This window comes from Aquiflexum sp. TKW24L (assembly GCF_023502205.1).
In the GTDB taxonomy this organism is placed as follows: Bacteria; Bacteroidota; Bacteroidia; order Cytophagales; family Cyclobacteriaceae; genus Cognataquiflexum.
In genome coordinates, this window is sequence record NZ_JAMFLG010000010.1 from 102350 (window position 1) to 115552 (window position 13203).

Genomic DNA, 13203 nt, shown 5'->3' on the forward strand with positions numbered 1-13203 from the left:
TGGCAGTAGCCTAAAGACTTGAACCTATTTCAATTTATTTCCACCTTATTTCAACTTTATTTCAATAATATTTCAATGATATTTCCACCATATTTCTATCATATTTCAATCCAATCTCAAATCTCTTGTCTCAAATCTCAAATCTAATTTCATGAAAACAGCTGAAGAAAATTTTGCCTCACTTGGCCTGACTTTACCTCCTCCACCAAAGCCTCTTGGTGTTTATAAACCTTGCTTGGTAGATGGAAAATACCTGTATCTATCTGGCCACGGCACAGTCCAAGAAGACGGAACCTTGATCATTGGCCGTGTAGGCAAAGACATGGACATGGAAGCAGGAAAGTTGGCTGCAAGACAAGTCGGTCTCGCCATGTTGGCCACCATCAAAGCCAACATCGGTTCACTCAATAAAGTCAAACGTGTCATCAAAGTTTTGGGAATGGTCAACTGTTCACCGGAATTTGAAAGACACCCTTATGTCATCAATGGCTGCAGCGAATTGTTTGCGTCTGTCTGGGGAACAGAGAATGGAATCGGAGTTAGAAGCGCCGTAGGATTTGGTTCTTTGCCTGATAATATTCCTGTAGAGATTGAGGCTTTATTTGAATTGGAATAAATATTTTGATATATGCTTTGCGATATAAGGTTGATATAAAGTTGATATATGCTTCGCGATATAGATAGATATAAAGTTGATATATCCTTCGCGATATTTAATTGATATATGCTGCGCGATATATGGTTGATATAAATGGATATAGGTCCATATTCAATCGCTAATCCTACTCTTTCCCCTTTAAAAGAATTCAAAAAAATCTTTGAATTCAATAGACGATTGACTTGAATCAAACCTCAAGACCCAAACCTATTTCAATTTATTTCTACCTTATTTCAACTTTATTTCTATTGTATTTCTACCTTATTTCAATAATATTTCCACCATATTTCCATAATATTTCCACCATATTTCATTTACAAATGTTCACCATAGACGCCCACCTAGATCTCAGTATGAATGCCCTTGAATGGAACCGGGACCTGACAAAATCATTATCAGAGATCAATTCGCGGGAGAAAGGTTTGAAAGATAAGCCCGATCGGGGAAACGCAGTGGTTTCACTTCCTGAACTCCGAAAGGGAAATATCGGATTGGTCGTGGCTACTCAGATTGCTAGGTATGTGGCAAAAGACAATCCCCTTCCAGGCTGGCATTCTCCTGAACAAGCTTGGGCACAGACTCAAGGTCAGTTGGCATGGTATAAAGCCATGGAGGATGCGGAAGAAATAACCCAAATCACAGACCTCGAAAGCTTGGAAAAGCACATGCAGCTGTGGCTTCATGAACTCCCTTGGAGTACGAAACCCATCGGTTACATACTTTCTCTTGAAGGTGCAGACTCAATTGTAAAAGTCAGTTACCTAGAAAAAGCCTATGAATCTGGTCTTCGGGCTTTGGGTCCTGCCCATTACGGACCCGGCAGGTATGCCAATGGCACAGATGCAACCGGTGGATTGGAAAAACACGGCAGGGAATTGCTCAAAGAAATGGAGAGCTTGAATATCATCCTCGATGCCACCCATCTCTGCGATGACAGTTTTTGGGAAGCTTTGGATCATTTCAATGGTCATGTTTGGGCGAGTCATAATAATTGTCGGGCACTGGTCAACCATAACCGTCAGTTTTCTGATGAACAGATCAAGGCCCTGATTGAGCGAGGCTCAGTTATTGGAGGTGCTTTGGATGCTTGGATGATGGTGCCAAACTGGGTCAGGGGAAAATCCAATCCCAAAGAAATGGGCTGCAACCTGGAAAAAATGATTGACCACATGGACCATATCTGTCAACTTGCCGGCAATGCAAATCATATCGGGATAGGATCTGATTTGGATGGTGCCTTTGGTAAAGAACAATGTCCTTATGACGTGAAAACAATTACTGACCTCCAAACCTTACCGGGCTTACTTTCAAAAAGAGGATATTCTGCTTTGGATATCGAAAAAGTGATGTTCGGCAATTGGTTGGGATTTTTGAAAAAAGCTTGGGCAAAATAGGATTTGCCTCAAAAACCTGATTTTGGCCTATTTACTTCAACACATAAGTAGCCAATACCTTCTGTACATCATACACACTTACAGATTTAGAGAACTGTTTTTTGATGCTTGGTTCCTATTCGCTGGAAACCCAAATCTTCAACTCCGCATCCAAATCAAATGTACCTGTTGTCTCCACACTAAATCTGGAGATGCTTTTATAGGAGATCGATTTATATTCGACTTTGCTGCCAGTTACCCCCTGTTTTTCAACTAAGATTAGACGCTTGTTGGTAAAAATGAAGACATCCCTTATCAACTTGAAGCCCATTTCGATATCCTCCCCATCGATCAGAAGTCTCCCAAAATCTTTGATCAAGTCCTCTTTGTTGGCATGACCGGCATTACCGAGGATAGCAGAAAATAGCCCCATATTTCTATCTCTTAAGTCTTAAAATTTCAATTACAGGTAAAGTATTTCATTTTCCTACTTCTTCATGGTGAAGAAAATCGGTTTAGAAGGAAATATTCGATTTTTTAGCATGATTTTGTTTCTGAAAAAAGGGATAAGAATGGAGTAATAAATTTTCATACAAAAGCACTTATGAATTTAAGGGAACTATAAATCTTAAAATTCATATTTTATAATTTTTATTTACAATTTTGATATTCTTTTTATATTAAAATTTAATATTATTAACTTTATGTCATATATATGCTTTTTACAATATCCAAATTTTATTTTATTTTTACTAATTTGAAGAAAGTTGATGGTACTAAATTTGCCAAAAGCAAATGTTTTATTGCAAATAGTTGTTTTTAAGGTTTTTTAACTTCAAATTAAACTGCGTTTTTCACTCTAAGTCTGTTTAAGCCTGCTTTTGTAGGGAATTGAAAAAGAAATGGGAAAAAAAGTGCAACCAATTAAAATCAACAATCAAACCCCATTAACCCATGAAAAAACAATGGAATTTAGCTTTCCTTTTGTTTTGCATGTTGTGCATGAGTTTACCCAATCTCGGTTTTGCACAACAAAGTCAAATAACAGGAAAAGTAACTGACACTGATTCAGGAGAAGGAATCCCTGGAGCCAGTGTTTTAGTCAAAGGCACCACAAGAGGTGCTATTACGGATTTGGATGGGAATTTCACTATTTCGGCAGCAGCTGCAGAAATCTTGGTCTTTTCATTTATCGGATATGTTACCATTGAGCAGCCTGTGGCAAACAGGTCTGTTATCAATGTAGGGTTGGCTGTATCCGTTCAGGCCCTCAATGAGGTCATTGTAGTAGGTTATGGTACCCAAGAGCGGAAAGAAATTACAAGTGCGGTGACCAGTGTCAAAGCAGAGAATTTCAACCAAGGTACCGTAAATGACCCACGTCAGTTGCTTCAAGGCAAAGTGGCAGGATTGAACATTGCAAGACCGGGTGGCAACCCTAACGGAGGCTTCAGTATGCGTCTGAGAGGTATTTCATCCTTCGGGGAAAATGCTGAACCACTTGTGGTTATTGACGGTGTGATTGGAGGTTCTTTGAGTACAGTGGATCCAAACGACATTGAGTCTATGGATGTACTAAAAGACGGATCTGCGGCTGCAATCTATGGTACAAGGGGTTCTGCCGGGGTTATCTTGGTAACAACCAAAACTGGAAAAACCGGTAGAACAGTTGTAGAATTCAACAGTAGTGCAGCTGTAGAGAATGTTGCAAGAACTATCAGTGTCATGAATGCGGATGAATACAAGCAGATTCCAAACTCACGAGACCTTGGTGGAAACACCGACTGGATGGATGAGGTGACAAATACTGGGTTAAGCTTTATCAATAACCTCTCACTTGGAGGCGGAAGTGCAAGTACAAACTACAGGATTTCGATCAACTCACGAAATGTAAATGGTGTGGGTATCAATTCAGGTTTTGACCAAATGAATGCCAGGATCAACCTGACTCAAAAAGCACTGAAAGACAAAGCAATATTTACTGTAAACCTTTCCAATACATCAATTGATAGACAATTGGGTAACGAAAACTCTTTCAGATATGCGATTATAAGTAACCCAACAGTTCCGGTTCGCGATCCAAATCCACAGAGCCCAAATTTCGGAGGCTATTATGAGCGAGATATATTTGATTGGTTCAACCCAGTATCCATTGCAGAACAAAACATTGCAGACGGTCGCGATAGCAGGCTTCTTGCCAGTATCCATGGAGAATACAATTTCACTAGCAAGTTTAGAGGCGCGGTTTTCTATGCCAGTCAGAGAGAAACTGATTGGAGAGGTTCTTACTCTCCAAAAACCGCTAAATTCGGTGGTGGTTTTGGTAGAAATGGCTTGGCCACAATCCGGAACGATGTAAGGTTAAATGATCTTTTTGAAACTACTCTAAATTATGATGCCACTGCAGGAAGAGTCGGTATGGCTTTTTTGGCGGGTTATTCTTTCCAAGAGTTTTTCAATCAAGGGAACTACACCCAAGCAGGAAATTTCCTGACAGATGCATTTACATACAACAATATAGGTGCAGCTCTTGATTTTGCCAACGGTTTGTCGACAGTTTCAAGTTATGCCAATTCCAACAGGTTGGTGGCATTCTTTGGCCGTGCAAACTTCAATTTTGAAGATACTTACCTTTTGTCAGTCAGTGCACGATATGAAGGTTCCTCAAGATTCGGAGAAAACAACAAATGGGGTTTGTTCCCTGCAATCAGTGCTGGTGTTAATATTGCCAATTTGATCGATATGACAGGCGTAAGTGCCATGAAATTCAGGGCAAGTTATGGTAGAACAGGTACCCAGCCAGGTCAATCGTATCTGTCATTGTTGAGATTTGGCCGTCAGGGCAACTTCTTTTACAACGGACAATTTGTGCCATCTTTCGGACCTGTATCTAATGCCAACCCAGATCTAGCATGGGAAACAAAAGACGAATACAACGTTGGTTTGGATTTTGTAATTCTTAACAACAAACTAGATGGAGCAATTGACTACTATACTAGGGTAACAACAGGAATGATATTGCCTATCAACGTTCCTGTTCCGCCAAACCTTTTCCCAACCACCCAATTGAACATTGGAGAATTGCAGAATTCAGGTCTTGAGGTAATGTTAAATTATCGGGCAATCCAGAAATCAAATTTCAGGTGGTCAACAGGAGTTAATTTCTCTACCTTGAGAACAAACCTTAGGAGCTTGTCCGCAGGTGATCTAAGTTTTGGAGAAGTGAATTACCGATCTAACTTTGGATCACCGGGTCAAAACCTGACACAATTGATCCGAATCCAGGAAAACGGACCACTCGGGCAGATTTGGGGACCAATTCAACAAGGTGTAAGTGAAACCGGAGCTCCAATAATGCAAGTACTCAATGGAACTGCCAAAGATGCAAACGGAAACCCAGTTTATTGTAACTGTAACGATGACAGAACCCAATTGGGAACAGCCTATCCTACTTTCAATTTTGGTATTAACAATACATTTAACTACAAAAATTGGGACTTGAATTTCTTCTTTAGAGGATCAATCGGCCATTTTCTGATCAACAGCTACAGAGGTTTCTATGAAAACACAGAAAGCACAACTGTTCAAAACTGGAATATTGTCAATACCAAGTATTTCGATCCAAAAATCACCAAAGCAGAATACAATAGTACCCACGTTGAAAAAGCTGACTTTGTAGTTTTGGATAACGCCACACTTGGTTACAACTTCAATCTAGGACCTGGCAAAGCAATCGGAAGAATCAGAACTTTCATCTCTATTCAAAATCCTTTCATGTTTACCGGTTACACCGGAGTTGATCCTGAGGTAAGATATGGGGATTCAGAGTCAGGTAATGATCCACTTGCACCGGGTATCGAGCGTAGAGCTACTTATTTCACTACTACGATCACTACCCTTGGCCTAAATTTAAGTTTCTAAGCTAAAACATAAGATATCATGAAAAAATTAATCAATATAAGATACTTCTTGATTGGCCTGGGAATGAGTTATTTTGCTTCATCATGCGTCGACTTAGAAGAAGAAGTTTTCAGCGAAGTTACAGCGGATAACTTCTTCAAAACCGATGAAGAATTTATTTCGGCTCTTGGACAAGCGTACACTTCCTTAGGGGGGTTGGGTAACCACTCCGGTCTTTGGTCCATCAATGAAATCGCTTCAGATGAAATTACAATTTCGCACAAAGGTGGTGACTGGTTTGATGGAGGGGTTCTTTTGCAATTGCATCAGCATGAATTCAAAACTGATAATCCATTCTTGCAAAACACTTGGAATTTCCTTTTCGGAGGTATTAATAACTGCAACAGGTTGATCTTTTCTTTTGAAAAACTAGACAATCCAAACTCCCCGGCGTTCATCGCAGAGCTTAGAACATTGAGGGCGTTGTATTATTATTGGGCAATGGATGCCTTTGGAAATGTTCCGATCGTTACGGATTTTACCGATGAAGAAGCTCCTGAAACCCAATCAAGGAAAGCTGTTTATGATTTCATACTGAAAGAACTCAATGAAACCATTCCTTTGTTGCCGGTGGCAAAAGATGGCACCACTTACGGAAGGATGACCAAATGGGGGGCTTTGATGATCAGAATGAAACTTTACCTGAATGCAGAAGTGTATACAGGTACTGCACAATGGGCACTAGCAGCAGCTGATGCATCTGAAATCGTCAACAGCGGCCCTTACAGCTTGATGCCGTCTTACCGAGATAACTTTGCTATCAACAACAGCCAATCAACTGAAAATATCTTTGTTTATCCTTATGACAAAGTTTTTGCAGGTGGATTTAACTGGGTAATGATGACACTTCACATTGTGAGTCAAGCTACCTTCAACCTTACCCAACAGCCTTGGAATGGTTATCAGACTGTAGAAGAATTCTATAATTCATACATAGATCCTGTCAAAAATCCGGGTGTTCAGGGACCAGTTTGGAGAGGTTTGGCTTTAACTCAATCCCAAGGAACTATTGATGGAAGATTGAGCAATTTCTTGGTAGGACCACAGGTTAGAGCAGATGGGTCACCATTGATTGATCCGGGAGTGGAACCTACCGATCCTACAGGAAGAAACGGTGATCCAAATGGCCCGCCCCTGACTTTCATGCCATACCTCAATGAAATATCTCCGGGAGGCTTGCGTCAGGCAGGTGCTAGAATTGCCAAATATGAATTTGAAAGAGGTGGAACGAATAACATGAGCAATGACTTTGTGATATTCAGACTTTCTGATGCAATCCTTTCTTTGGCAGAAGCCAGATTCAGATTGGGACAAACCACAGAAGCATTGGCCTTGGTCAATCAGATCCGTGCCAGAGCAGGTAATCTTACTCCTTTCACTACTTTGACAGATGAAAATCTTTTGGCAGAAAGAGGTAGAGAAATGTATGTGGAGATGACCAGAAGACAGGACCTCATTCGATTCAAAAAGTACGGAGATGCATGGTGGCCTTTTGCAGGTATGAACAGACCTAAGCTTGTTCACGCCCCGGGAAGCTTCTTGGAATTGTTCCCAATTCCTGCACCTCAGCTTCTTGCCAATCCAAAATTAAAACAAAATCCAGGATACAATTAATTAGGGTTTGATACAGATTAAAAAGCAGGCTGAAGATTTTTCAGCTTGCTTTTTTTTTATAGTATTTCTGATCCATATTTTATCCAAAAGGATTGAAGTATAGGTACAAATTCATTTAATTTAACCCCTCATTCCCTTCAAATAATTCGTAAGGAGAAAATTTTCAACATTGCTTGATACCCAATTAAACTATGCGCAGTTCCCTAACCATATTATTCCCTTTATTCATTTTCATCCTACTCATTCAAAGTTGCGATTCCTCCATCTTTACCTCTTCTAAAGATGATTTATCCAAATCCGATAGCCTGTTTTTGGGATTTCATTTGGGCATGCCCCAAAAAGATTTTTTTGATCTTTGTACTGAATTGAACAAACAACAAATAATCACCCAAGGGCCAGGTGGCTCCACCAATGTCGAATTTAGAATTGTAGATGAATATGACAGCGAAATCAGCATGCGTTTTTTCCCGACTTTCAATGAAGAAAAAATATTCGAAATGCCCGTCACCTATTCTTATGTAGCTTGGGCTCCTTGGAATAGACAATATTGGGCTGAAAAATTATTGCCAAAAGTTTTGGAGAAATACAAAGAAATCTATGGCGATGATTTCAAGTTGATCAACCATCCTACACAAGGAAAGGTCTATTATAAAATCGATGGCAAAAGAAGGATTAACTTATTTATCAAAGACGACCAGCATGTACAAGCCGTCTTCTCCGATTTAAGGGTAGAAAAGAGACTTAAAGAAGAATTTGAAAAAAGCCAATCCCAAGAACAAGCACCTTCCAATTGACCCGAAAAAGGATTGAATTTGTGAAAAACCCATCAGATGAAATATGCCCATTTGCCATTTTTGCTTTTTCCGCTGTTCATTCTGATTTCATGTTCCCAAAAAACTGAGTTAAAGCAAACAGAACCACTTTTTGAAAGTCTAAGCCCAAAAAAAACAGGCATTGACTTCACCAATATACTGACCGAAACAGAGGAATTCAACATCATTGAATACCTCTATTTCTATAATGGTGGCGGATTAGCAGTGGGTGATATCAACAACGACGGGTTGTTGGACATCTATTTTTCATCCAACCAACTTCCAAACAAACTTTTCCTGAACAAAGGAAATATGGTCTTTGAGGATATTACGGAGCATAGCGGAGTGGGATCGCCCGGTCCGTGGAAAACAGGCATTACCATGGTGGATATCAATGGTGACGGCCTTTTGGATATCTATGTATGCAGACTTGGGGATTGGAAAGGTATTACAGGCAAAAACGAGCTATATATCAACAATGGCGACCTGACCTTTACCGAAAGTGCCAATCTGTATGGGTTGGATTTTCAGGGATTTAGCACACAAGCCGCTTTTTTTGATTATGACGGAGATGGTGATCTGGATATGTACCTCCTCAACCATGCCGTGCATACCGAAAATAGCTATGGCAGGGCCTCCCTCCGCTACATGGACAGTGGTCCCGAGGGAGACAGACTCTACAGAAACAATTCCGAAAAGGGGGTAAAGAGGTTTAACCCGGTTACAAACGAAGCAGGGATTTTTTCAAGCCAAATTGGATATGGTTTAGGCATAGGAATAGCAGATGTCAACAATGACGGTTGGCCGGACATCTATGTATCCAATGATTTCAATGAAAATGACTACCTCTATATCAACCAAGGCAATGGAACCTTCAAAGAATCGAGTAAAAATGCCCTGACGTATACGAGTAGATTTTCGATGGGAAATGATTTGGCTGATTTCAACAATGACGGATGGATTGACATCATAAGTCTTGACATGTTGCCGGAGGACGAAATCGTCCAAAAAATGTCTGCCGGCGAAGACAGTTATGAAATATACCAACTCAAACTCAACTTCGGTTACGGCAGACAAACCACCAGAAACAGTCTGCAACTGAACAATGCAAACGGTACTTTTTCGGAAATAGGCCAACTCGCCGGCGTTAATGCCACTGACTGGAGTTGGTCCCCCTTGTTTGCAGATTTTGACAATGATGGTTGGAAAGATTTGTTTATTTCCAATGGCATTGCGCGGCGACCCAATGACATGGATTACATCAACTTCATCACCAATCCGGAAATCAAAGAAGGTCTTGTTCAAAGACCGGATATCAGCGATCTGAAAATTTCCGGTCAGATGCCTCCAGGTGAAGTACCAAATTATTTTTTCAAAAATTCCAGAAACCTGACATTTGAAAATGTAAGTATGGCTTGGGGAATATCCGAAGCAACGATTTCCAATGGGGCAGTCTATGCTGACTTGGACAATGACGGGGACCTTGATTTGATCGTCAACCATATCAACCAACCCTCCGAAATATTTGAAAATAAGCTGAATCAACTTCCAGGTGGTGAAAAACCATCCTTTCTTAAAATCAGATTTGAAGGATCGGGATATAATAAGTTTGGGATCGGAGCGAGAGTGGAAGCCTATGTAAATGGCTTAAAAATCATTCAGGAAAACTTCACATCCAGAGGATTCCAGTCTTCCGTTGCGCCGGAGATCAATTTAGGCTTGGGAAAAACCAACAGCATTGATTCCCTAAAAATCATTTGGCCCTCGGGGAAAAGGGAAACTCTAATCAACATAGAAGTAAACAAACTACTGACTGTAAAAGAGGAGAATGCATTGCTTGTCTCCATTCCTCAAATAGAAAAACCGCTTTCTTTGCTCCAAAAACTCAGTTCGGAGGAAACCGGTTTAGAATTTTTGCACGTAGAGGACGATTACAATGATTTCAATAAAGAGCCGCTGCTGCCACACAAACTTTCTCATGAAGGTCCGGCTTTTGCCATAGGGGATGTCAATGGGGATGGATTGGAAGACATATTTATTGGTGGGGCATCAGGTCAGGAGTCCCGTTTATTTATCCAAAATAAAAACGGAAAATTCCTCCACTCAGAACAAGAGATTCTAAAAAAAGACCTGGAATCTGAAGATACCTATGCTGCCTTTTTACAAGGTAAAACAAAGGGATTTGCAAATTTGCTTTTGCTAAAAGGAGGAAATATGCCTGCTATTTCAAATTCAAGCAAAGTCCTCCTCAATCAAGGTCAAGGCTCATATTCCGAATCTATTGAACTTCCCATTGATCCTGACAACCAATTTTCCGTTGCACTTCCTCAGGATATTGATGGAGATGGATTTTTGGACCTGTTCGTAGGTGGTAGAAATGTCACCGGGAAATATGGCGAGCTTCCTAGAAATTATATTCTTAGGAACAGCGGAAACGGCACCTATGTAGACATTACTTCCCAGATTGCCCCGGAACTTGCTTCCATCGGAATGGTCAAATCCGCTTCATGGGTAGATTTAGATCAGGATGGGAATATGGATTTGGTCGTAGTGGGTGAATGGATGCCGATCAGCATTTTGATGCACCGTGATGGGAAATTGGTCAACGAAACCGAAAAATTCGGGTTGAGTAAAACCTCGGGCTGGTGGAATTCAGTAGAAATTGGAGATCTGAACGGAGATGGTTTTCCTGATTTGGTACTGGGCAATCTTGGATTGAACAGCAGGTTAAAAGCTTCTCCTGAGGCTCCTGTCAGGATGTATGTCAAGGATTTTGACGGAAACGGCAGTTTGGAACAAATCCTGACTTACCATATAGACGGCAATGAATATACCATTGCCACACGGGATGAATTGGTGAAGCAGATCCCCGTGCTCAAAAAAGATTTTGTCAGGCATTCAGACTTTGCCGGCAAAACAGTGAAACAGATTTTCAAGAACTTCCAATTAGAGGAAGCCAAACTTTTCGAAGCAAAAAAATTCGAATCCGTGATTTTATTCAATAATGGTGGAAAAGGATTTACAATTCAACCCCTGCCCATTGAAGCCCAATTTGCGCCGATACAGGCAATTTTGATGGAAGACATCAATGAAGACGGGATTTTGGACTTGATTCTCGGGGGAAATATCACAGCAGTTTCACCCTATTTTGGCGCTTACCAGGGAAGTCATGGATTGGCTTTGAAAGGAAATGGAGATGGGAGTTTTTCCTTGATGGAAAATGGAAAACTTGGAATTAGCGGAGATCTCAAACATATCCGGTCCATTAAAGTCAAAAATGAAACATGGATTCTCTTTGTCAAAAACGATGGAGAATTGGAGGTTTTTAGAATGAAATGACCCAATTTTTAAACTTATCAGCTATCTTGAAGGTATAATTACCTGGACCAATAGGAGCGGAAAACCAATGTATTGGGCCCTTTGACGGCATTACAAGTCAATTTCAACCCCCAAAAACAACCTTCACTCCGGCAGCGCTTATTTTTTCCACCCTTTGATCCTGGGGATCAATAGCAGTATTCCAGAGGAAAAGTGATTTGAGTGAATTGATTTCAGCAAGGGGTTCCAAACCTGCGCCGCTAACTTTGGTCCCATTCAGGTTCAAGCTTTCGAGTTTGGAAAGACTCCTCAAACCTGAAATTCCGGAATCCGAGACGGGATTATTTTCGATCCGCAGTCTTTGCAAATTGGGAAACTGTGCGATCTGAGCCATGTCAGCATCCTGAATTCCTGTCCCGGCCAAACTCAGCCAATAAATCTGATCTTTGATAGGCAAAAGTGCTTTCAATAGTTCCGAGGCTCGATCCTTGGCGGCATCCGATGGCAAGACAACATCCAAAGCACCGGATTCATGGGAGAGAACCCTTACCCGAAATCCCATTTTCTCTAAAGCTTTGAGATGAACAGTATCGATGCTCACCGCTAGCATTTTCTCCCCTCCGAGAATATTTAGTCTTGGCTTTGCCCATGCGATAATTTCTTCATCCGCAGCCATCAAGGATGCTTTGGGATCTGCTTTCCCTTTTGCTATCCACCAAATGAGTACTTGAATTTCCGCCTCGGTAAGGGGCTTTTTCCCTTCGGCAGGCATAAAATCTTCGTGATCTGACGGCAGCGTTACCCTCCGGATCAGCTCACTTTTTTCAGCATCAGCCGCAATAAAAACCGGGCCGTTTTCTCCTCCTTGGAGCATTGTCTCATAGGAAGCCAAATTCAATTCACCTTTGGATTTTCCCGATCGGTGACAGCTTTGACATTTGCTTCGAAGAATTGGCTGAATCACATCTGTAAAAACCTCCGCATCCTCCACCTTGGCCAATACCCGACCTTTGGTCTCTTTTTGCTTTTCACCAAAAGGTGCAAAGGCAGTCAGATAATCTTCCCCATGAGTCAGGCTCCCACCAAAATGTCCGGTGACAGAAAGTGCTAGGATCATAAAACCCAATACAGTATAATTAAGCTTTCTGCCAAATCTGAGCTCATTCTTATTCACCCACCAAGCAATTCCAGAAATAATAACCGTCGTCCATCCCGCCATCAAATGAATAACCAAAAGGTCGTCCTCATATCCCCCGGACTGGGAAAGCAAAAATCCCAACACTGCCGCAATCAAGGCACTGATTGTTCCCAAAAGCAAAGAAAAACTCACCGCTTCCTGCATCGCAGGCTTCTTCCCCAACACCACATAGGCTTTAAAAAAGACTGCTATGATCAAAAAGCCAATGGGCAAATGAACCCAAAGTGGATGAAATCTGCCGATGAAAGTAATCAGGTCTTGTATCATATT

At 41.1% G+C, this 13203-nt stretch carries 9 protein-coding genes; 7 read left to right on the forward strand and 2 right to left on the reverse strand.

The genetic code is table 11. From position 1 onward, the window contains the following. Positions 1-151 precede the first annotated feature (151 nt). Entirely contained in the window at positions 152-616 is a 465-nt protein-coding gene (locus M3O96_RS09025) for a RidA family protein (protein ID WP_249720014.1), read from the forward strand. Positions 617-978: 362 nt separating this feature from the next. Next, positions 979-2052, forward strand: a complete 1074-nt coding sequence (locus M3O96_RS09030; RefSeq protein ID WP_249720015.1) for a dipeptidase — start codon at positions 979-981, stop codon at positions 2050-2052. 115 nt (positions 2053-2167) lie between these two features. On the opposite strand, the gene M3O96_RS09035 is transcribed toward M3O96_RS09030, so the two are convergent. Then, a complete protein-coding gene (locus M3O96_RS09035; RefSeq protein WP_502798907.1) occupies positions 2168-2464 on the reverse strand; it encodes a PH domain-containing protein in 297 nt (98 codons plus the stop codon). 521 nt (positions 2465-2985) lie between these two features. Here M3O96_RS09035 and M3O96_RS09040 point away from each other — a divergent pair. The 5 genes from M3O96_RS09040 (at position 2986) to M3O96_RS09055 (ending at position 11756) form a co-directional block, all read left to right on the forward strand. After that, positions 2986-5952, forward strand: a complete 2967-nt coding sequence (locus M3O96_RS09040) for a SusC/RagA family TonB-linked outer membrane protein (RefSeq protein WP_249720016.1) — start codon at positions 2986-2988, stop codon at positions 5950-5952. A gap of 18 nt (positions 5953-5970) precedes the next feature. Further along, on the forward strand, positions 5971-7605 hold the full coding sequence (locus M3O96_RS09045; protein ID WP_249720017.1) for a RagB/SusD family nutrient uptake outer membrane protein: 1635 nt from the start codon (positions 5971-5973) through the stop codon (positions 7603-7605). Between the two features lie 7 nt (positions 7606-7612). Further along, positions 7613-7708 carry a hypothetical protein gene (locus M3O96_RS22200; RefSeq protein WP_502798908.1) on the forward strand — a complete coding sequence of 32 codons (96 nt, stop codon included), beginning with the start codon at positions 7613-7615 and terminating at the stop codon, positions 7706-7708. An 88-nt stretch (positions 7709-7796) separates the two neighbouring features. Beyond that, positions 7797-8399 (forward strand): hypothetical protein, encoded by a 603-nt coding sequence (locus M3O96_RS09050; protein WP_249720018.1) that lies wholly within the window; start codon positions 7797-7799, stop codon positions 8397-8399. Between the two features lie 36 nt (positions 8400-8435). Continuing rightward, complete coding sequence (locus M3O96_RS09055) at positions 8436-11756, forward strand: VCBS repeat-containing protein (RefSeq protein ID WP_249720019.1); 3321 nt, start codon at positions 8436-8438, stop codon at positions 11754-11756. Between the two features lie 103 nt (positions 11757-11859). Here the strand turns inward: M3O96_RS09055 and M3O96_RS09060 are convergent, their stop codons facing one another. After that, positions 11860-13200, reverse strand: coding sequence for a DUF2231 domain-containing protein (locus M3O96_RS09060; RefSeq protein WP_249720020.1), 1341 nt, complete (start codon positions 13198-13200; stop codon positions 11860-11862). Positions 13201-13203: the final 3 nt, after the last annotated feature.